The following is a 21,604-nucleotide window of genomic DNA, read 5'->3' on the forward strand; positions in this document are numbered from 1 at the left end:
GTTTATGAATAAAAGATTCCCGACTTCTCTCAAAAGTCGGGCATCTGAACTTATCGATTACTGTTTTGCAAACCCAATCAATCATTATCAGATGGATCGTCAATCATTTCTGGTACTAAAGCTGGGTTACTTCTACGTTCTTGTGGTGATTGCTCTCGAATAACATCATCTATTCTTGCAGGGTGTTTGATTTTGTCTAGTACCTCTGGACTTAATTCTGATGGATCGCCTTCTGGATTAGACTTTTCAGCTTGACTAGGAACTGTTTCCTTATTCATAACTATTTCCTTAAACCCTAAACTTATATGCCAAGCTTAAGTTCTTCTATGGTGGGCTACACACTATCTTGGGACTTAATTTCACATGAAGAGTGGGTGAAAAAGGCGATCGCTTAATGAAACTGAATAAAGGCGTTAGTCACCAGAAATCAGTTGGGTATTTTGAACGAAAGAGTTGATAGTGCAGCGTCTTTGGCTTTGCTCATAAATTCTGACTTCTGAATTCTTCTTCAAGAATTGGGGTTTTTGGCTAACTCAGAAACCAATGTCATAATTTCATGACATTCTATCCATAGATAGCTGTTATTGTCATGAAATTATGACAATAAGATCCCAGAAGGGCTGATAAATTCGTGAAACAGTCAAAAAACCTACTTCTGACCCCTTGATCCCTAGATATGCTTAGTGGTTAATATAGACTTAACAAACAGAAATCCTCCGATCCCAAAGAAATGCTAATTTCAGCATTATGAGGAATTGAAAGGATGTTGGCTCAATTTAAAAACAGATTAAAAAACTTAAAAACTGGGCAAGACCAGGAGTCAGGAATAAGAAATTCATCTGGAATGGATGAGATTTTAAATAGCATTCTTTAACCAGGGGAAATCATTTACCGCTTAAACTACTGGAGGCCAAATTAATGGCAAAAGAACGCCCGCCACTAGAGGAGATGACCTTACGCCAACTACGCAAGGTTGCTAGCGAATATAGCATCTCTCGCTATAGCCGAATGCGTAAATCACAACTGCTGACATCAATACAAGAAGTCCAGCGTAGCAAAAACTTACTCAGTCCATCTCGTTCATTGGAGGCACAAGAAACCGTGGAAGCTGCAAAGTTTGAATTAGGTCAGGAAGATCGTACTGGTGGGTCTTTAGCTGATGTTGATGAAGGACTGGCAGATTTGCCTTCTGGCTATGGTGAAAGCCGGATTGTACTTTTACCGCGCGATCCTCAATGGGCTTACACTTACTGGGATGTTCCCAATGAACACAAAGAGGAACTGCGTCGGCAAGGCGGACAACAACTGGCACTACGGATTTATGATGTCACCGACATCGATATCGAATACCAAAGCCCACATAGCATTCAAGAATATCCTGCTGATGAACTAGCTAGAGAATGGTATTTACCAGTTCCAGTTAGCGATCGCGATTATACGATCGATATCGGCTATCGTGCTGCTGATGGTCGTTGGTTAGTACTAGCTCGTTCTAGTAAAGTACACATTCCTCCCGTCTATCCTTCTGACTGGATTGAGGATGTCTTCGTGACTGTAAATTTTGAAGAAGATTTACGTGGCAAAACTCAGTACGAACTAGTCCCTCCTGCCAAGAAAGTTGCAGCTACCGCCAATGGCAATGTTGTTGTAAATGGTAACGGCAACCCCATCTACGACGAAATATTTGGTTTAGCAGAATCTGCCGAAGCACAACGGGTTGCTGGCTCTATCTTCGGCTCCCAACAAGGTGCAGCGCGTCCCGAACAAGCTATTAGCTCTTACATTTTCCCATCAGGTGTGGGTCTGTGGGCAACTCCCACCGTGTCTGGTTTAACCGCTTCCGGTGCAGGAATGTCAGGTGTTGGCTTCTCGGCTTCCGCCGTACCAGTGCGTCCGCGCCAGTTCTGGTTAATTGCCGATGCTGAGTTGATAGTCTACGGTGCAACTGAACCCGATGCTACTGTAACTATTGGTGGCCGTCCAATTAAGCTGAATCCAGATGGAACATTCCGCTTCCAAATGTCCTTCCAAGATGGTTTAATTGACTACCCAATTTTGGCTGTAGCTGCTGATGGCGAGCAAACCCGATCGATTCAGATGAAATTTAATCGTGAGACACCATCTCGAAATACTAACACCAAAGAAGAAGCTGTCTTAGAATGGTTCTCTTAAGTTTTGGTTCTGAGATTGACTCCAGACTGAAATTTTAAATTATTCCCCGCTATAGTAATTCTGTAGCGGTTTTTTTTGTATTATTATGTTTACAAAAAAATTATTTTTGTTATTTATTTTGATAATCAGTGCAAGCTTATTATCAAGTTGTCAAAAGATGGAAGCAAATTTAGTCCCAAAAGCGTCTAAAACTTGTCCTGGCAAAGATGCCAAGTTCAGTATTGATTTTTTTAAAACCAATAATCAAGGTAAAAAAAATCCTAAAGGTATTAACAATGTGATTATTTTTAATCCCAAATCAGCAGAATTAGATTTCAAAGTTAATGTTGGTCTATCTCATAAACTTTACGCCAAAGATAGTAGAGGTAAACTGCGTAAAGAATATGTAGCAAAACAGTTTCGTGAACTTATCGCTGATGAAAATGCCAAGTTAAACGGACAGCTACCCATTGCTGCAATTAATGCCGACTATATAGATACTGATGATAAACCCCAAGGCTTAAATATTTCTCGTGGCGTAGAGTATTCAGGAGCATTTAAAAATAAACGTTCTTCCTTTGGCATATCAGGAGGTACACCCCAGCAGCGACAGGCTACTATTCAAGCTGGCAGAAGAACGAACGATATTCTCAATTACAATTTAGTGGGCGGTAATGGCAGATTCTATCGTCAAGGTAAATTTAAAGATATTTGTCAAGATTTGGGAGAATTTGCTTGTAAAAATGCAACTAATCGCTCTCTAGCAGCTATCACGAATCAAGGCTATGTAATCTTATTAGTTAATGACTTGAAAGCTAATTCTCAGATTGAATTATCTCAACTTAATCAAGAGTTACTGCCAGATATGTTTGATAATGTCTTAGAAGGTATTGCTAGCAATAACTGTTTAGGTAAGATTCAAGAAGGGATTTTATTTGATGGAGGTATGTCTCCAGGATTGTATTACAACCAGAAAACTTATGTAGAAAACCTTGGGCCGATTGGTTCAGTTTTTTTGATTTACAAAAAATAAAATAGTTATATAGCAAGGGACTGGGGACTGGGGACTGGGGACTGGGTGAAAAGCCTTTTTCCTCGTTCCCAGTCTCCGACTGGGAACGAGATATTGGTTATTGACCAATAATATCATGTCCGCTTGATTGCTTATTAAACCCGAAGAACCCCACCCCGCCAAAGCTGTGCTTTGTCTCCCCTCCCCGCAGGCGGGGAGGGGTTGGGGGTGGGGTTATTTTATTATGGGTAATTTGGCGGACATGATATAAATAATGACTAATTCACGAGTTAATGCTTATTTAAGACTTTGTAATTCATCTTGATTTTTAGTTTTTTGATGAGAAAAGCGAATTCCTACAAAGATGTCGTAAATAAACTCTAGAAAGTCTTTCTTTTGTAGCAACCCCGAAGTTTGATAACAGCCTTTTTCATCTAACAAAGGCTTCATCAGATAGTATGTAGACTGATACTTGTACCAGGGAATACAAGTCCATAAATGATGAATTAAATGGTAGTTCTGACCTAAAATCAGGATGTTAAGAATTGGGCTAGGGTATACACGAGCATTTTTCCAGCGATCGCGTTCAACAAAGGGACGATGAGGCAAATAATCAAAAAATAAGCCCAGTATTAATCCCACTATACCAGAAGGTACAACCCAAAAATTGAGAACGTACATTAAAAAATGATATTGAACTGAGATATAAAAAATTGCAACAATAATTAAGCGGCTAATTAACCATTCCCATAGCTCATATTTGCGCCACAGTCGCCGTCGAAAGAAAAACACCTCATGGGACAAGAATCGAAATGCAATCATCCACAGCGGGCCACCCGTAGAAACAAAATGATCTGGGTCATTTTTGGGATGGTTAACATGAGCGTGATGCTGCAAATGTACTCGTGTAAACACTGGAAAAACGAACCCTAGCATCAGGGCGCTACCATGACCTAGTATGGCATTAATGACTCGATTGCGGTGAGCAGATTGGTGACAAGCATCATGAATTACTGTTCCAGCACAATGCAAAGCAATAGTGTTAGAAACAAAACACAGCCAGTCTGGCCATTGCCAAAGCCAGTAACCGCAATGAGATGACACCAGTACTGTCACAGATGCAAAAAACAGTAGTAATGTAGGATTGAAATCACCAGGAGGCGCTAACAATTCCTTTGGTGGAGCTTTCAGTAGTTTTTCTGCTTTTGAAGTTACTGTTATTACTTCTGGATCTACTACGTCTTTAAAGATGACTTCCAAGTTGTTGCCATTTAGCTTTTTATAGTCATCAACGGCTGGGTCGATGATGATTAGGCTTTTGTCCGGGATGTCAAAAAAATTAGGATCTAAAGAGGTCATAATTTTCCTGGTCTTGATTCGTTGATAAAATAAGTTTGAAATCCCAAACTCAGCCAGCACAGAATAGATTTCTTGCCCCGATTAAAGAGATGAAAAGATTGAAAATTTAGCCAATACTCTTCTCTATTCAAATTAGGTATGGACTGTAAGAGATAGGGAATAGTAAGAATTTTTGAATTCCTTGCTACACTACACGCATAAACAAAATATTTAATTTTTCATTTTGAGAGTTGCTCCTGTTACTCAATAATGCCAGCAACAACAGCATACATAGATTTTGGTTTGATATCGACATTTATCGATTTGCCCAGTCAATGTTTTTTGCGATGTGCTGAAATTGTGCTTTGTTATTGCTTTTGTGAAAAGCAATTTTCAACAATATAAAGAATACAGTTATTTTAACGATCGATGCAAGAGTTTTATCGGAATTTGACGTATAATAAAAATATTTTAGACACAAAGATCATACTTCTAACAAAAATATATATTTTATTTGCTTAAATAAAAATTTCATCCCTTGCTCTGGATGATGCAATAAGTATATATACTAGCGATCGCTTATCTTCTTTCGATTCCATGCAGTTGCTGTCTTCTTCTTTTAACCAAAACTCCATCGCTGGAGTTTACTGGTAGGCAAAATAGGGAAAGCTTCGTGCAAAGCATGACACTTCTTTGTGGAGCATACCACTTTCTACTCTGATTCTGAGTTCGAGACCACCAAAAAGCTCAAATTTCTATATTATTTAAGAACAAAGATTTTGCTATGCGTCAATTATTACTAGTTTTGTCCAGTATACTAACTTTCAGCAGTTTAAATCCCCTCGCCATGACAATAGCAGGCACAACGCCTGATTTATCTGAAATGCGCTTAGTTCAAAAGCTCAACTGCAATAATCCTCAAACTCAAGCAGCAATTAATGAATGTACGAAGTTGTCTTATCAGAATGCAGATAAAAAACTGAATCAGGTTTATCAACAAGTGATATCTTCATTAGAAAGGCCTAGAAAACAAAAATTGATTGCGGCACAACTAGCATGGATCAAGTTTCGAGATACCAATTGTGAGTTTGAAAGAAGCAGTTATGAGGGTGGAAGTATTGCCTCTACCATTTATTTTGGTTGTTTGGAAGATACTACAAAACTGCGTACCCAACAATTACAAGAATATTTAAAGCCCTCACCCTAAATCCCTCTCCCAAGCTTGGGAGAGGGACTTTGAAATTTGCATTTGTGCAAGAGGTTTATTGAGTCTCTGACTCAATGAATGCATTCCCAGGCAGCTGCCTGGGAATGAGGAAAATTTGATCAAGTTAGGTTTTTATTAACTATTAGTTGTCACTGGAAACTAGACTAATTATCTTTTTCTGAGATTAACGCAAACCTAAAATTTCGGAAATCGCCGCTACAATATCCAAATAAAAGTTGCCTTTCACTGCGCGAAACAATTCAAATTTAGAGTCAGGCGCACCAAAAAACGGTCTGAGAAACCATCCTAATTGCATACCAACAAAGGCGTAAAGCAATAACCAGGATCTTAAAATAGTGGTGCGGGTTTTTTTACCAACTTCATCTTGTTGAGAAAGTAACTGCATTCCTTCATACAGGAATTTAACGCCAAATATACCTGTAATACCAAAAATGAACACATTCAGCAGTTTAAAAAATTGATAAGAATCGGGTGTCGTTATAAGAAAAAATAGCGTAACGGGTGCCAAGCTAAATAAAAGTACGCTAATCACTGACACAGATGTGAGTAATACAACGAAATGCTGTAAAATACTGCTCCGAGAACCAAACAAAACATTAAAAAAGAACAACGTTGGAAAACAAATAATCAGTGTGATTAAATAGAATACCGGAAGTTTAATCGCACCCGATAATGCCTGTCCCCAACTGTGGGATGCACCGATAATTGCTCCATAAAGGGCAAAAAATATAGAACTAGTTACGAACAGAGAACTGATTTTATTTTGTAATCTGATTCCCTGACGGATTTCTTCTAAGAATGACTGGCGATCGCGCAGTAAATTAACTAAAACTCCAAATTGTTGAATTCCGCGATTTTGCTTTTTCAGCATATTTTTTTATTTTGTATATTTTGGGGAATTGCTAACGATTAATTAACGGAATCCAAAGAGATAGCTAAGAGATTTAATCACGCTTAAATAGAAATTACCCTCTCTTTCGCGAAATAGTTCAAAGACAGAACCAGGTGTGCCAAAAAACGGTCTGAGAGTCCATCCTAACTGACTGCCTACAAAAGCGTAAAGAAATAGCCAAAATTGTAAAATTTTCTGGCGGGTTTTACTACCTTCATTATCTTGTTCTAAAACTAAACTCGTGGCTTGATATAAAGACGAAACACCAATAAATCCAGTGATGGCAAAGATAAAGACATTTAACAAAATTAAAAATTGGTAATTATTGGTGGTAATTAAGAAAAACAGCGTGATTGGAGCAAAGCTAAATAAGAGTACGCTGGTGACTGAAACCGCAGTTAAGACTAATGCTAAATGCTGGGCAAAACTCCGTTTGGAACCAAAAATAATATTCGCAAAGAACAACGTCGGGATACAAATCAAAAGTGTGATTAAATAAAGGGCTGGGAGTTTAATGGCAGAAGACAAAGCTTGCATCCAGCTATGGTATGCACCAATGATTCCGCCATAAGCAGCGATAAATAAGGAACTGCAAACTAGCAGCGAAATGATTTTATTTGGTAATCTCGTACCTTGGCGAATTTCCTCTAGAAAACCTTGGCGATCGCGCAAGAATCCAATCAGCACTGCAAAGTATTTGATTCCTGAAGATTTCCGTTCAATCATGTTATCCTCACACCGATATTATTCTAAGTTTCATCTGAGTAATCACCGCCAGAACCATACTTCCAAGCATCAACCAAACGATGCCAATAATATTGTTGTTCGTTCGGTTGATTCTTAATCCATCTTTCTAGCATTGGACTTAGCGAAAGCAAGGCAGTGTATACACCTAAATTACTGTAATGTAACATCCAATCTAACAAACTTGCCAAACCTACTTGTGGAATTATCTTGACAACTAATAGAGGATGATATAAACCAGTTTTTAACAGTGTTTGCGTTAGTGCCGAAAACTGCACTATATCTTGTAAAAATGGTTTTAACACTGGCGTACCCAATTGTTGCATTTCTTGAAATACTGCTGAGAGTAATTGGTTAATTTGATCTGGGGCAATTTTCTGATTGACACCAACACTCATCGCCCTTTGAAACAACCAGGTAACAGTCAAACTTGGCTGATAAGGTTGCAGCAGTGTTAACGCTTTTGCAGATAATTGTTCTGTTTCTAGCGCTTCGTCAATGCCATAAGTTAAACGCTTCAGGTGACGCACCATTGCCCCAAAACCACCAAAACTCAAGGGAGATTGACTACCACTGCTATCTCCGGCTGGGAGAATGCGATTCCAAGGGGTTTTTAGCGGACTTTGGCGATAGGTAGGAAAGAAACCAAATAGTGCCCGTTGAAATTTCAGTTTGTTTAACTCCACTCCCTGATATTCTGGTAACAGACGCAGATATTCCTCAAATAAAGCTTCTAAACTCAAACGTTGAGGTTCTGCATCCATGTAGGTAAATAAGTAAGTGGTTCTGCCATCCCTGGCTGGAAAGGCTTCCCAGAAGTACTGGCATTGATTTTGCAAAGATGTAAATGATAATAATAAATCGCCTGAGTTATTTTCTGGAAAACCTTGAGCGCAACTTCCGACAACCAAGCACAGTGCGTCTGGTTTTTTGCCTTGGCGTGCTTGTTGGGTGATGGGTGAAAAATGTCCCATCGCGTCGATTAATAAGCGAGTTTTGAATTGGTTATTTACCATCACCCCGTCGGGATGAACCATCGCTTCGCTAAAAGGTGTGTTTTCTAATAACTTTCCACCAGCGGCGAGAAATCGGGTTTTCAAGGTAGCTAGTAGATAAACTGGATCTACGCCGATATTCAAGACATCCTCTACCCAAACTTCTGTACCGCCAGCAAAACTAACTCGTGCTGGGTTATATTGAGTGGCGATCGCACTTGCTAATTCATCCTCTGTTAGCAAGTTTAATTCCACAAACACATCTAATTCTTTGCGAGAAATATTCCATTCTTGTTCTCTCCCCCGCAAAATACCCCGTTCCAGCAACGCCACCCGCAACCCCTTCACCGCCAAGGCGCAACCAATTAAAATGCCTAAAGTGCCACCGCAGATTAGCACATCGAAGTCTACAACGCCTAAAGGCTGTTGACTTTCTTTAACTAAGGTTGGTACTGGTGCGGAGTTTTCGCGCACAGATGTTAAGATGCGATCGCCTTGGCGCAATCCTCCTAAAACATCGCCGGGTAGTTGGGAAAGAATTTCTTCAGTTAAAGACATTTTGGAAAAATTCGACTCTACATTCCAAAACTACCTGAGAATAAAGAAAGTAGATACGATATTATTTCTTTTATTAGGATAAAAATACGATGGATAGTATAAAAATCCGGTCGCATGTGGGTAAAGATGGTATTTTACATTTAGATATCCCAGTAGAAATGCCAGATACAGAAATTGAAGTTACGGTAACAATTCAAAGAGTTACACCCCAACAACGGGGCTGGATGCCTGGGTTTTTTGAAGAGGTAATTGGTGGTTGGGTAGGAAAACCGCTAGAACGGGCAGAACAGGGAGAATACGAAACTAGGGAGCCGCTATTTTGATTTATCTGCTCGATTCTAATGTCTGTATCCGCTTAATAAATAATAGTAGTCCTGCGGTAACAACTCGACTGGCATCCCAACAACCAGAAGATATTTTAGTTTCTACAATAACCCAATTAGAACTGTACTATGGTGCTTATCGTAGTGCCCAACAGGAGAGAAATTTAGAAATATTGCAACGTTTTTTTAGTCAGTTTATTATTCTACCTTTAGACCCAGAAGCCGCAAGGATAGCAGGGAGAATTCGGGCTGAGTTAACAGCTAGTGGTACGCCGATTGGCCCTTATGATGTGCAGATTGCAGCTATTGCAATGGCGAATAATTTGATAGTGGTTACGCATAATACAAAAGAATTTGGTCGGGTGAATGGGTTGCAGATTGAAGATTGGGAGGAAAAGAGTTGACCAGCATTGTAATAAATTTACCAAAGGTATGGATAAAAACAACTCTAGACCACTGCGTAAGGCTAATCAATGGTAGAGCTTACCTAAGATATGAACTATTGACTGCTGGCACACCCATTACTAGAATTCAAAACCTCAATGGAGGCAATAATTGGTTTTATTCAGATTTAGTTCTACCTAATGAGAAATATTGTGATGCAAGAGATTTATTGTTTGCAGTCGGAGAGGATGTTTTAAAAGTCCTCTTGTTGGTATCGAAAAGTTCTAGATCCCCCTAAATCCCCCTTAAAAAGGGGGACTTTGATTCCATTTCCCCCCTTTTTAAGGGGGGTTAGGGGGGATCTAAACGTGCCTAAAATCACAACAAAACACTTTTAAAACAACCTCTGAGAGAGACAGACTTCAACTTTAGTTCAAGGCAGGGAGAGGTTCGTCGAACTCACGATAACTTAAAAATCGCAGGCAATAATTTATTAGACATAGCAGTGAAAAAGAATGTAGAGACGTAGCATTGCTACGTCTCTACAATGATTCTAGATAACACATATTTAATTTCTGGAGATGTCTATTCATTTCCAAGTGTTGGGACAGATGGAGTAAATCAGTTCACTTTTTTCCAAGTCTCAACAACTACTGTACCTGGAACGGTTGCGATAAAAACGATTTCCTTGCCACCATCAACAATGACACCGCTATAAGTACTACCATCTGAGGTTACTATCTGCACCGTACAATCTTGTTTAACACTATAGGTTCCTGAGCCTGTTTCGTTTGTACGTACAGTACCGTCAACGCTAGCACCACCTATTGATTGAAAATTTCCCCTTCCATCAACCTTAACTAAACCAACGCTAGCTATAGGCGATCCTATGATCGTCCCAGTCGCTTTAAATCCATAGCTACCTGTTATGGTTGCATTATTACAAGAAGGCGCAGGTTCGGCGTTCACCTTTTGAGAGATAGCGTCTGAAATGGTCAATGCTGACACAGTACCAATTATTAACGTTGTAAAAAAGCCTTGGATTTTAAAGTTCATTAGATTCATGTAATCAAGATACCTTTGCATAAATATTGATATAAGACTTATGCACTATACAAATTAATCATGGTATTGAATTTACCACAATAGGTAATTTCAATCTTTGATTAATTATTCTTGGACGCTTAAAGACTGTTAATTTTCTTTAACTAACTGTAGTGTGGGTGCAGAGTTTTCGCGCACAGATGTAAGGATGCGATCGCCTTGGCGCAATCCTTTTAAAACATCGCCTGGTAATTGGGAAAGAATTTCTTCAGTTAAAGACATTTTGGAAAAATTCGACTCTACATTCCAAAACTACCTGAGAATGAAGAAAGTAGATGCGATCGTGGCCAGGTAAATCGTAATTAAAACTCTTAATTACGAACTACTAACGGCTTAGGGATTTTAAGACCTCTCCCTGGTTTTACTACGTAAAATCGTCCCTCTCCGAGTCGGAGAGGGAGAGAAATAAATTATCCAATCTTGTGGGGTGGGCGTCTCGCCCGCCCATAGCAAAGGGCGGACAAGATGTCCACCCCACAAGAAGTAGTTGAGTATTTTTTTATTTGTCAGTCCCTTAATTATCCCAAACCGAATAGTTTAGAAATCGCAGGCAATAATTTATTACCCGCTTCAACTAGCGAAGCAACAGCAGGTAAGCCGGTAAATATCCCTTTCAACATAGTGATTGCAGTTTTTGCCGTCTTCTGCTTAGTGGATTCTTGAGGACTTTTACCCGCTTCTGCCAAAGTCTTCACCTGTTCTAGCGCTTCGGTTTTGTCTTCTTCTGACAAATATGTGGATTGTACGATCGCATCTTGCAACTGCGATAATAATTCTTTGATTCCTGGTTTCTCGGCATCGGTTGCATCAGGTAACTGATTGAGGGCAATACTCACGTTACCGCTAATGGTTCCTAGATTAGCAATAGAATTATTGCCAGCGATACCGCTTACATTACTGCTGCCTTGAATACTGATGCCGCTGATATCAGACATATTTGTATCTCCTTGAGTATAAAATTTTGGCTGCTTGAGAGCAGTGTCTACCATATTTTCTAAACTAATAATGCGCTGATCTTTTTCTACCAGCAATAATTGCTGACTCTGCGATAAAGCTTTGAGTTGATTATAATCATCAAAATATTCTGCACTCAGTTGAGATTTATCACTACCTGCGGCGGTTTTAGCTTTGAGCAAGATTTTATCATCGCCGCGTTTCTCCATTGCCACAATTTCTAACTCGGCTTCGGGATGGTTTTCGGCAAGGTTTTTGAAGGCTATGGCAACAGCGCGGGGGTCAACGCCTTGATTATGGTAAAGGTCGAGGGTGTCAAAAATTGGCTTGATAAAGTCGGCAAACTCGCCGTCTGCAAATACTTCTTGTTTATTATCGGGTTTGCGGAGGGGGTCAGGGTCTTCTTTGGTGGGTAAACGCATAAAGACATATTCACACCTCACCCCATGCAATTTAGTTGTATTTGTAATCCCCCAATCTTCGATGTACGCGCCTGTGAGATTTGCACCTGTTAAATCTGTGCCGTCTAGTTGCGTTTGCTTCAGTTTTGCTCTTGACAAATCGGCATCTTGCAAGTTGGCTTCACTGATATCGGTACTAATAAAGCTGGCATCTGCTAAGTTTGCTGATTGTAAGTTGATACCGCGCAGGTCTTCACGGTAAAAATTCTTATCCTGTCCCTGTCCTGTAACCAGCAGTTGACGTACTTGTGAATTTTGCAGATAAGTTGAGCCAGGACGAACACGGTCAAGCATTTTGGCTTGATGCCAACAGCTACAGATAAGGATAGTGTTTCGCAAATCTGTACTTTTAAGCGTAGCTTGGGTGAAATCAGCATTGGTTAAGTCAGCGCCACGAAAACTTGTACCTCCTGTTGCAGCAAAAGCAACAGCAATATTGCGAATTAAGGAGTGTTTTTGATCTCCTTTCATGGCTTGCCAGCTGATGTAGATACTAAATAACGTTCCGGCGACGACGACGGCGACGGCGACGGCGATGGCGAAGGCTCCGGCGACGGTTCCGGCTCCGCCGACGGCTCCGTCGACGGCGAAGGCGAAGGCGACAGCGAAGGCGACGGCAAAGGCGACGGCGAAGGCGACGGCGAAGGCGACGGCGAAGGCGACGGTGAAGGCGACGGCGAAGGCGACGGTGAAGGCTCCGACTCCGGCTTTGGCTCCGGCTCCGGCGAAGGCGACGGCGACGGCTCCTAAACCAGCTATTATTCCTTGGCGAATCGTAATGACGAAAAAGACAATCAATGTGATTAGAGCAACGCAGGCCGCAATTTGGTTCTCAGGAGATGAGCTAAACATCAGCGCTACCAAGTAACCATTGACAGCCCAGAGAAATCCTGACAGTCCCGACAATAAGAATGAGATAATAACTAAACCAATTGCCCAACGTCGTTGCAGTCCAGCTTTGGCATGGCTGAAGTTTGCCCCTGTCAGGTTAGCATTAGTGAAGTTTGCCCCTCGGATGTCGGCATAGCTAAAGTTTGCACCCGCAAGGTCTTGTCTACCTTTGAAGTTGCGTCCTCGAAGATTTTCACCGGAGAAGTCTAAAGCCATGTTCCACTTTACAAAGGTGAGCAAATTTTACTACACCCTCATCCCTGTACATTCAGAAATGGTTAGATATATTTGTTAGTTGAGCTTCAAATGTGCAATTTCGAGGATAAAAGGTGCAACTTCGAGCCTCAGAAGGTCAACGTCGAGCCTCAGAAGGTCAACGTCGAGCCTCAGAAGGTCATCGTCGAGCTTCAGAAGGTCAACGTCGAGCTTCAGAAGGTCAACGTCGAGCTTCAGAAGGTCAACGTCGAGCCTCAGAAGGTCAACTTCGAGCCTCAGAAGGTCAACGTCGAGCCTCAGAAGGTCAACTTCGAGCCTCAGAAGGTCAACATTTAACCTTTGAAGGTCAGCTCTTTTTTACTTGGGGACTTCCAGAAAATAAATTATCCCATTTCACGTTCATCAAAACGACTTTCTCTCCCCCTGCTCCCTGCTCCCTGCTCCCCTGCCCTCAAAGCGATGGAATATTTTTTTAATTGGAAGTCTCTTGTTGCGGGTCTTCATCAGGTGGATGCCAACCACCTTTGATCCAAAGACGACGAGCTTTGACAATAGAGCCTTCATTATGACGTTCATCATTGAGGTCTAAACGATTACTTGTAGCTCGTCCTACAGAAGTAATGCCAATAATTGTTAGACCATCTGCTGACCAAATAAAGTGGTCAGACCACTTTTGCTGGCGTGGATTAAATAGAGGTAGCATCTGTCCTGTATCTGGATCAATTCCAGTGGTGAAATTGTAGCGATATCCATTGCAACGCTGACAAGCTAATGCCAAGTTATCAGGGTCATCCGAACCTTTAAGAGACTGCGGTGTAATATGGTCAATAGAAAATAGAGCGGCACTTGCTTCTTCTGAAGAATGACAGTATTCACAAAGAAATTTCGCTCTTTGTCTAACTAATTTTTTGGTCGCATCATTAACTGTCATGATTGAGAAATGATTTTGGCATTAAGCAAGGTAAAAATTCTATCAAGTTCCAATATGCCTGCCAATTCAGCATCTTCCTCGCTTGTTAGCAATCCAGCTTTCTTTTTCTCAGACAATTCTTCGAGTCGAGACTGTAATTCTTCAGTAAATTTAAACAAATATATGTCCCTAACTTTACTGAGTTTGATTCCAGAATCTACCCAGAATGAAGGTTGAACCATCATTTGAGTAATCATAAGCTCTATGTCTCGTTTAATTTAGCGGACTGGTGGTATTTTAACAGCGAGAAAGTAATCGTTTCGTCAAGAACATAATCTGTTGTATAAATTTGCCCATTTTCAGCGATATCTGACGACAAGCCGCTTCTCTACAAGATGCTGCGCGAATGCGTCTACGCATATTGGTAAGCTTCTGTAGCTTCTTGGTGATAGCGTTCACTTCTGTCATGGAGCGTGAGCCAGCCCCATGTATCAATTAAAAAGCTTATCTGCCATAGAGTTCATCGTCTAAATTGGCAGCTAGAGAACCGTGAGATACTGCCCCGATGAAATCTGCAAGAGGATCGCTGCTTTGAGTGGATGGGTTGGATGCTGATGATTTTTGGATACGTGCAAGTTGTTGAACATACTGCAACACGTCTTTTAGGTGTTGCTCTGGCAGTTGTTCAATAGCGTCAAAGATAGCTTGTTTCGTTGTCATGGCGATCGCTCAATGTCGCTTTCAGGTTGTTAATATTTTATCTGCTAAACTGCGGTTCGCTCACGCCCAGTAACTATAGCCAAGTCTATTATGTGGATATAGGCACTGCACAATAACTTGCATTACAGGAAATACTGATGGAACGTTCAAAATTAATTGCTATTCTTACAGGTGCGATTTCGGTCATTTTAGCGATCGCCTACCTCATCGTAGTCCAACTCCTGGACTACCGAGACATGAAACCCGCCCCCATCAGCCAAGTTGACTCCCCACCTGCCATTACTATCTCTCACTGGCAGGTTGACAAAATCACCAAAATATAATTTACATTTATTCGATTTGTAGAGACGCAATCAATTGCGTCTCTTGTCATTTATATAAATTGATAAAACTAATGATAACTATTGATTCATCCCTGATTCGATACATAGATAAGAATAAATACCTATTATTTCTTGTTGAAATAGTTGATTATATAAGAAATAATTAGAGTTATTATCTTAAATTTATTTAATTAGCTAATTCCATTTTGACAGATATAACGGTAAGCTGTTTCTAACAAAATTAAATAAACATAAATTTGTATGTTCTGCGTAGGCGTCGTCCGTCGTAGATCGTCGCTAGATTAACTGGGATCAACGCCAGTTGACTAAAAACCCATAATTTTTGATCCAAATCTTAGAGGTGAGTTGATGGCTCAGTTTCTACTAGAGACTGTTTGGCTAGTTCCGTGCTATGCCTTAATAGGTGGTTTGTTAGCCGTACCTTGGTCGCCAGGGATCATTCGGAAAACAGGGCCAAGACCGGCAGGTTATGTAAACTTGGTGATGACATTTTTGGCGTTGGTACATAGTGCGATCGCCTTACAAGCAACTTGGAATTACCCAGCCCAAGAAGTATTTATTCCTTGGTTATCTACGGCTGGTTTAGATTTAACCATTGCTTTGGATATATCCTCAGTCAGTATCAGCGCTTTGGTGGTGATTACTGGTATGAACTTTCTGGCGCAAATTTATGCGCTCGGTTACATGGAAATGGATTGGGGGTGGGGACGCTTCTATTCATTATTGGGATTATTTGAAGCGGGATTATGTGCCCTTGCTTTATGTAATAACTTGTTTTTCAGCTATGTAATTCTGGAAGTCTTGACGCTGGGAACCTATCTACTAGTAGGCTTATGGTTTAGCCAGCCTTTGGTAGTTTCAGGTGCAAGAGACGCTTTCTTAACCAAGCGGGTGGGAGACTTATTCTTGCTAATAGGCGTGTTGGCATTATGGCCTTTAGCTGGAACTTGGAATTATACAGAATTAGCCGAATGGGCTGCTACTGCTAACGTCAACCCGACAACTATGGCACTGGTAAGTTTAGCTTTAATTGCTGGGCCGATGGGTAAATGTGCCCAATTTCCCCTGCATTTATGGCTAGATGAAGCGATGGAAGGCCCGGTTCCCAGTACGATTTTGCGGAACTCGGTAGTAGTAGCTAGTGGTGCATGGGTGCTGATTAAATTGCAACCGGTGTTAAACATCTCCCCCATAGCTTCCTCAGCGATGGTTGCGATTGGTGCGGTGACAGCCGTGGGTGCTTCTTTAATTGCGATCGCTCAAATCGATCTTAAACGCTGTCAATCCTATTCTGTCAGCGCATACATGGGTTTAGTATTTATCGCTGTGGGAGTGCAACAATACGAAGCAGCGCTATTGTTAGTACTTACTCACGCCATATCCGCAGCTTTGTTGGTAATGAGTACTGGGGGAATTATTTGGAATAGCATTACCCAAGATGTTACCCAATTAGGCGGATTGTGGAGGCGTCGCCCGATTTCTGCGATCGCTTTTATCGTCGGGACATTGGGATTAATTGGTTTTCCACCGTTGGGTAGCTTTTGGGCGCTGATGGAACTAGCAGATGGGTTATGGGAAACTCAACCTTGGTTAGTAGGAGTAGTTATTGCAGTAAATGCTTTAACAGCCGTGAGTTTAACCAGAGAATTTGCTTTAATTTTCGGGGGTAAACCTACACAAATGAGTCAGCGATCGCCTGAAGCTCACTGGCCGATGATTTTGCCAACCATGATTTTACTTGGTGTCAGTCTACATCTTCCTTTAGTGTTGCAAAGCTTATCACTTTTACCAGATTGGGTAAGCCTAAATAAAGATGTTGCACTGCTGTTAATTTGGTCGAGTATTTTCGGTTGTAGCATCACTGGCGTGATTTATTTAAGCAATATTCCCAAACCAATTCGCCTCCCTTGGAAAGGCTTACAAGATTTGTTTGCATACGACTTTTACACCCCTAAACTCTATAAAATGACCATTATTTTTGGAGTTGCCAAAATTTCCCAACTTGCCGATATGATTGACCGATTTGTAGTCGATGGCATTGTTAACTTCGTTGGTTTATTTTCGCTATTAGGTAGTGAAGGTCTGAAATACAGCACCTCTGGGCAAACCCAATTTTATGCATTCACTGTTCTTCTAGGAGTGAGTCTTTTAGGAATGTGGGTAACTTGGCAATTTTGGGGAATGCAGTTTTTAAATTTGGTTTTTCAAATCTCGACGACAATTGGATAGCAGTAACTATCCTACTAAAAGTTAACAATTTAATATTGTGAGGAGAATTTCATGAGCAGACAACTTCCCCAAATCAATGTTTCTAGAAGAGGTTTATTGAAGTTTGGTGCAGGTGCGATCGGTACAGGTGTATTGACAGCCGGACTTAGTTCCAACTTACTTGCAGTCGAAACAAAATCAGCACCAGAGGATCTTACACCTGACAAGGTATTGCAAGAATTATTAGATGGAAACGATCGGTTTGTTAAAGCAAGACGGCGTAATCCTAACCAAACTAAATCACGTTTAGTCGAAATTGCCAAAGGTCAAAAGCCCTTTGCTTCTATTCTAGGTTGTGCAGATTCACGGGTTCCTTCAGAGATTGTTTTTGACCAAGGACTTGGAGATTTATTTGTCTGCCGGATAGCTGGTAATATTGCCACAACACAGCAAATTGGTAGCTTAGAATTTGGTAGCTTAGTGTTAGGTACTAAAGTTATCATGGTTGTGGGACATGAAAGATGTGGTGCGGTAGAGGCGGCAATTAAAGGTGCTTCAGTGCCAGGGCGAATTGGAAGTTTGCTTGAAGCAATTAAACCAAGTGTAGAAAGCTCAAAAGATCAATCAGGAGATAAGTTAGAAAATGCTTGTAAAGCAAATATTTTGGCGCAAATTGAAACATTGAAATCATCGACAGTTTTATCTGAGTTAATCAAGGCAGAAAAACTGAAAATAGTCGGTGGTTATTACGATTTAGATAGTGGAAAAATCAGTCTAGTAAGTTAGCTTTTTTGTCCTTTGTCCTTTGTCATTAGTCATTGGCTAAGAGTAAGTCATAAAGTAATACACTTCAGTTAAGCCTGAAAATTATACTGATGTATGTTTGGTTGAACAACTTAGCTTGCTGCCTATTTGCGTAGCGTTTCCAAAGGAGAAAAGTAAACCAACATTATCGAGACTTTAGTTGGGTAACGCATACGCTCAATCCAATCTATTATTCTCTTAACTGAAGCGTATTGAGTCATAAAGGACAAAGGACAAATGACAAATGACAAATGACAAACAACAAATGACAAAGAACAAAGGACAAAATTCCCATGTTAAGTGTCTTGATTTGGCTCCCAATTTTTGTTGCTATTATCATAGCAATATTACCTGGAAGTATACCTAAGCATCGCATTCGTTTAATATCATTAATATTTTCGGGAATAGTTCTGTTCTGGAACCTGTTTATCTTGTTAAAATTTGATATCAGCAATCCAGGAATGCAATTTAAAGAGTATTTACCCTGGAATGAAACCCTTGGTTTGAGCTATCAAATAGGTGTTGATGGGCTTTCTATCTTGATGTTGGTGTTAAATAGCCTGCTCACCTGGATTGCTATTTATAGCAGTAGTCAAGAAACTGAACGTCCCCGGCTATTCTACTCCATGATTTTATTAGTTAGTGGAGGAGTTGCAGGTGCTTTTTTAGCAGAGAATTTACTGCTATTCTTCCTATTTTACGAACTAGAATTAATCCCCTTCTATTTGCTAATTTCCATTTGGGGAGGGGCAAAACGGGGTTATGCTGGGATGAAATTCCTGATTTATACTGCTGTTTCGGGAGCCTTAATTCTGGCAACATTCTTGGGTATGGTATGGCTTAGTGGTTCTACCAATTTTGCTTTTGATGCATTCTCTACAGAAAACCTCTCAACAACAAAGCAAATCCTTTTACTAACAGGAATAGTATTAGGTTTTGGGATTAAAATTCCCTTAATTCCCTTCCATACTTGGCTACCCGATGCTTATGTTGAGGCTTCAGCACCAATTGCCATTCTTCTCGGTGGCGTGTTAGCAAAGCTGGGAACTTATGGATTGCTGCGATTTGGGTTGGGTATGTTTCCTCATGCTTGGAGCATTATTGCACCGACTCTAGCGATTTGGGGAGCAATCGGCGCTATTTATGGGGCAGTAATTGCGATCGCTCAAACAGATATCAAGCGCATGGTAGCATACAGTTCCGTTGGTCACATGGGCTATATTTTGTTAGCTGGTGCTGCTAGTACTCCCTTAGCACTCGTTGGTGCAGTCGCCCAAATGTTCAGCCACGGACTCATCTTGGCAATTCTCTTCCACTTGGTGGGAGTCGTGGAAGCCAAAGTTGGCACTCGCGAGTTAGATAAACTCAATGGTTTAATGAGTCCCATACGCGGTTTACCCCTAATTAGCGCCTTACTAGTTTTAAGCGGAATGGCTAGCGCAGGTATTCCCGGTTTAACAGGATTTATCGCGGAATTTATTGTCTTTCAAGGTAGTTTCTCTAGCTTCCCCATCCCGACAATTTTGTGTATAGTGGCTAGTGGATTAACCGCAGTTTATTTTCTCATCCTCCTCAATCGCACTTGTTTTGGCAGACTCGATAACTTCGCCTACTATCCCAAAGTTATGTGGCGTGAAAAAATCCCCGCTTTAATTTTGGCAGCTTTCATCATCTTTTTAGGAGTACAACCCACTTGGTTAGTGCGTTGGAGTGAATCCACAACTACAACAATGGTGGCTGCAATTCCCCCCTTGGAAAAAACCGTAGTCTCTGAAGTCGCACTGAAATAGGTTACAGGTTACAGGTTACAGGTTACAGGTTACAGTTTTTTCCTCTATCCCCAGTCCCCAATCCCCATTCCCCATTCCCGATTACCATGACAGCAATTAAAACAGCGATTAAATTACCTCCTTCCACGCATGAGTTTGCCGAAGTAATTCACCGCTTAGAAGCTGGCGGTGCAATGTTACCCGATACTCCAGAAAATTTGATGCAAATCATCGGTTTATACAAAGCTTATGCTGTACCGATGGATTTCTACTGGCGCGACCTACTTTATATTGCCGAACGCGAATTTTTAAACCCGCTTCCCTTCTTTAAATACTTCTTACCCAAAGAGTATTTAGAACGGCATAATCATTATGCTGGTGATGATGCCGATTTACGAATTTGGCGCGGCGAAGCTACTGCACATCCAGAACTTTTGGCATTTATTGAAAAGGGTGAAACTTTCAAAATGCCGAAGTTGTTGCATCACTTGTTGCACGATCGCATTAACATGGAATTTGCGGAAGCTTGTATGCGGGCGATGTTGTGGCACAGAGGCATGGGTGGACAATTTGACCCTTACCTAGATTCTGAAGAATACAAAGCCAACGCTGACCGAGCAATTAAAGCTTACTTCCAAGGCAACCCCGTCATGCTGGGGCTTTACACGCTGTTCCCCGATATGTTTTTGGAACAGTGCCGCCAGATGTCATACTACGCCAACCTGGGCTTATTCTGGGAAATCATGGCCCCAGTATTCTTTGAAATGTCAGACCGCTATGACGAAGGTACCATTAGCAGCGTCCCAGAAGCGATGAGCTTCATAGTTAATGGTATATTTGCGATCGCAGGTCGTCCGATTTACCATCACGTTTATATTCGTGGTGAATGCTACGAAATTATCCCCAAATCTAAGGGTTTCATGTGGTTATACGAAGCTGCACTACCTTATGTAGAAGCAGTTTTCTACCGCACTTCACCCTTTAGAGGAACAAAATCTTATAATGCTCAAGCGCGTCAAGTGCCGGAAAACCAAAAGGACTTTCACTATGGCATTCTTTACGCTGATGTATTCCCAGTGGGTACTGCTGGCATTCCCCCAACATTATTAATGCAAGATATGTTGCATTTTTTACCACCCTATCTTGTGGATTACTACAGCCAACATTGCCGGGGTGAAGAAGATATGTTGATTCAGTTGGGAGTGAGTTTTCAACGTTCAATGTACTGTGTCACTTCTGCGGTAATTCAAGCTTTGCGAACTGCACTTTTATATCCATTAGATGACCAAAATCCCAAGCATTTACAAGCTAATCGAGACTTTTTTGAAATGCAGCTAAATCGCTTTACCCGTGCTGACTACAATATTCGTGATGCTGCTCGTTTAGGGAGCATTCAAAGTCAAGATTATCGCTAAGATATCTCCATCTAAAACCTTTGTAGAGACGTAGAAGTGATACGTCTCTACATTCTTTTATCCCAAATTGACCTGGAAATGCGATCGCTAATAATATAAAGTCAAGCTAAAAGCTATGAGTAATCTCAAATATCCCTCTTCTGTCACTTTCCGAGTATTCTGAATAAAAGGATTAAAAGAAAA

23 protein-coding genes are annotated in these 21,604 nt (G+C 40.9%); 12 read left to right on the forward strand and 11 right to left on the reverse strand.

What is annotated here, in order from left to right; translation table 11 throughout:
* Positions 1–77: 77 nt before the first annotated feature.
* Positions 78–278, reverse strand: a complete 201-nt coding sequence (locus RMX89_RS28560) for a hypothetical protein (RefSeq protein WP_322675341.1) — start codon at positions 276–278, stop codon at positions 78–80.
* A gap of 640 nt (positions 279–918) precedes the next feature.
* On the opposite strand from RMX89_RS28560, the gene RMX89_RS28565 reads away from it, so the two are divergent.
* Together RMX89_RS28565 and RMX89_RS28570 are read left to right on the forward strand one after the other, a co-directional pair.
* Positions 919–2,172, forward strand: a complete 1,254-nt coding sequence (locus RMX89_RS28565; protein ID WP_322691303.1) for a DUF4912 domain-containing protein — start codon at positions 919–921, stop codon at positions 2,170–2,172.
* Between the two features lie 85 nt (positions 2,173–2,257).
* Positions 2,258–3,184, forward strand: coding sequence for a phosphodiester glycosidase family protein (locus RMX89_RS28570; protein ID WP_322691304.1), 927 nt, complete (start codon positions 2,258–2,260; stop codon positions 3,182–3,184).
* Positions 3,185–3,460: 276 nt separating this feature from the next.
* Here the strand turns inward: RMX89_RS28570 and crtR are convergent, their stop codons facing one another.
* Positions 3,461–4,522, reverse strand: coding sequence for a beta-carotene hydroxylase (crtR, locus tag RMX89_RS28575; protein ID WP_322691305.1), 1,062 nt, complete (start codon positions 4,520–4,522; stop codon positions 3,461–3,463).
* Between the two features lie 763 nt (positions 4,523–5,285).
* Between crtR and RMX89_RS28580 the strand changes: the two genes are divergently transcribed.
* On the forward strand, positions 5,286–5,708 hold the full coding sequence (locus tag RMX89_RS28580) for a lysozyme inhibitor LprI family protein (RefSeq protein WP_322675337.1): 423 nt from the start codon (positions 5,286–5,288) through the stop codon (positions 5,706–5,708).
* Positions 5,709–5,892: 184 nt separating this feature from the next.
* Here RMX89_RS28580 and RMX89_RS28585 read toward each other — a convergent pair whose 3' ends face one another.
* The 3 genes from RMX89_RS28585 to RMX89_RS28595 are packed head-to-tail and all read right to left on the reverse strand — an operon-like array spanning position 5,893 to position 8,918.
* Positions 5,893–6,600: an actin-binding WH2 domain-containing protein gene (locus RMX89_RS28585; protein WP_322675336.1), complete on the reverse strand. Its 708-nt coding sequence runs from the start codon at positions 6,598–6,600 to the stop codon at positions 5,893–5,895.
* Positions 6,601–6,642: 42 nt separating this feature from the next.
* Entirely contained in the window at positions 6,643–7,347 is a 705-nt protein-coding gene (locus RMX89_RS28590; RefSeq protein WP_322691306.1) for an actin-binding WH2 domain-containing protein, read from the reverse strand.
* A 23-nt stretch (positions 7,348–7,370) separates the two neighbouring features.
* Entirely contained in the window at positions 7,371–8,918 is a 1,548-nt protein-coding gene (locus RMX89_RS28595) for an FAD-binding oxidoreductase (RefSeq protein WP_322691307.1), read from the reverse strand.
* A gap of 89 nt (positions 8,919–9,007) precedes the next feature.
* Between RMX89_RS28595 and RMX89_RS28600 the strand changes: the two genes are divergently transcribed.
* The 3 genes from RMX89_RS28600 to RMX89_RS28610 are packed head-to-tail and all read left to right on the forward strand — an operon-like array spanning position 9,008 to position 9,923.
* Complete coding sequence (locus tag RMX89_RS28600) at positions 9,008–9,241, forward strand: hypothetical protein (RefSeq protein WP_322691308.1); 234 nt, start codon at positions 9,008–9,010, stop codon at positions 9,239–9,241.
* Entirely contained in the window at positions 9,238–9,645 is a 408-nt protein-coding gene (gene vapC / locus RMX89_RS28605) for a type II toxin-antitoxin system tRNA(fMet)-specific endonuclease VapC (protein WP_322691309.1), read from the forward strand. Before RMX89_RS28600 ends, vapC begins: the two co-directional genes overlap by 4 nt.
* Entirely contained in the window at positions 9,642–9,923 is a 282-nt protein-coding gene (locus tag RMX89_RS28610) for a hypothetical protein (RefSeq protein ID WP_322691310.1), read from the forward strand. Before vapC ends, RMX89_RS28610 begins: the two co-directional genes overlap by 4 nt.
* A gap of 323 nt (positions 9,924–10,246) precedes the next feature.
* On the opposite strand, the gene RMX89_RS28615 is transcribed toward RMX89_RS28610, so the two are convergent.
* From RMX89_RS28615 to RMX89_RS28625, 3 genes are all read right to left on the reverse strand, one after another.
* A complete protein-coding gene (locus RMX89_RS28615; protein WP_322684441.1) occupies positions 10,247–10,681 on the reverse strand; it encodes a hypothetical protein in 435 nt (144 codons plus the stop codon).
* 138 nt (positions 10,682–10,819) lie between these two features.
* Positions 10,820–10,951, reverse strand: a complete 132-nt coding sequence (locus RMX89_RS28620) for a hypothetical protein (RefSeq protein WP_322691311.1) — start codon at positions 10,949–10,951, stop codon at positions 10,820–10,822.
* A gap of 296 nt (positions 10,952–11,247) precedes the next feature.
* Positions 11,248–13,251, reverse strand: coding sequence for a pentapeptide repeat-containing protein (locus RMX89_RS28625; protein WP_322691312.1), 2,004 nt, complete (start codon positions 13,249–13,251; stop codon positions 11,248–11,250).
* A gap of 113 nt (positions 13,252–13,364) precedes the next feature.
* On the opposite strand from RMX89_RS28625, the gene RMX89_RS28630 reads away from it, so the two are divergent.
* Positions 13,365–13,727, forward strand: coding sequence for a hypothetical protein (locus tag RMX89_RS28630; RefSeq protein WP_322691313.1), 363 nt, complete (start codon positions 13,365–13,367; stop codon positions 13,725–13,727).
* Here RMX89_RS28630 and RMX89_RS28635 read toward each other — a convergent pair.
* The 3 genes from RMX89_RS28635 to RMX89_RS28645 form a co-directional block, all read right to left on the reverse strand.
* Positions 13,724–14,182 (reverse strand): HNH endonuclease, encoded by a 459-nt coding sequence (locus RMX89_RS28635; RefSeq protein ID WP_322691314.1) that lies wholly within the window; start codon positions 14,180–14,182, stop codon positions 13,724–13,726. The genes RMX89_RS28630 and RMX89_RS28635 overlap by 4 nt on opposite strands.
* Entirely contained in the window at positions 14,179–14,418 is a 240-nt protein-coding gene (locus RMX89_RS28640) for a hypothetical protein (RefSeq protein ID WP_094347747.1), read from the reverse strand. Before RMX89_RS28640 ends, RMX89_RS28635 begins: the two co-directional genes overlap by 4 nt.
* A 247-nt stretch (positions 14,419–14,665) precedes the next feature.
* Positions 14,666–14,881, reverse strand: a complete 216-nt coding sequence (locus RMX89_RS28645; protein ID WP_322684437.1) for a hypothetical protein — start codon at positions 14,879–14,881, stop codon at positions 14,666–14,668.
* A 137-nt stretch (positions 14,882–15,018) separates the two neighbouring features.
* Between RMX89_RS28645 and RMX89_RS28650 the strand changes: the two genes are divergently transcribed.
* From RMX89_RS28650 to RMX89_RS28670, 5 genes are all read left to right on the forward strand, one after another.
* Complete coding sequence (locus RMX89_RS28650) at positions 15,019–15,204, forward strand: hypothetical protein (protein WP_322674485.1); 186 nt, start codon at positions 15,019–15,021, stop codon at positions 15,202–15,204.
* A gap of 369 nt (positions 15,205–15,573) precedes the next feature.
* Positions 15,574–17,454 carry an NAD(P)H-quinone oxidoreductase subunit F gene (locus RMX89_RS28655; RefSeq protein ID WP_322691315.1) on the forward strand — a complete coding sequence of 627 codons (1,881 nt, stop codon included), beginning with the start codon at positions 15,574–15,576 and terminating at the stop codon, positions 17,452–17,454.
* 51 nt (positions 17,455–17,505) lie between these two features.
* A complete protein-coding gene (locus RMX89_RS28660; protein ID WP_322691316.1) occupies positions 17,506–18,219 on the forward strand; it encodes a carbonic anhydrase in 714 nt (237 codons plus the stop codon).
* Positions 18,220–18,530: 311 nt separating this feature from the next.
* Positions 18,531–20,027, forward strand: coding sequence for an NADH-quinone oxidoreductase subunit M (locus RMX89_RS28665; RefSeq protein WP_322691317.1), 1,497 nt, complete (start codon positions 18,531–18,533; stop codon positions 20,025–20,027).
* Between the two features lie 86 nt (positions 20,028–20,113).
* Positions 20,114–21,421 (forward strand): CO2 hydration protein, encoded by a 1,308-nt coding sequence (locus tag RMX89_RS28670; RefSeq protein ID WP_322691318.1) that lies wholly within the window; start codon positions 20,114–20,116, stop codon positions 21,419–21,421.
* The last annotated feature ends 183 nt before the right edge of the window (positions 21,422–21,604 follow it).

It is taken from the genome of Nostoc sp. DedSLP04, from assembly GCF_034530775.1.
Lineage (GTDB): Bacteria > Cyanobacteriota > Cyanobacteriia > Cyanobacteriales > Nostocaceae > Nostoc.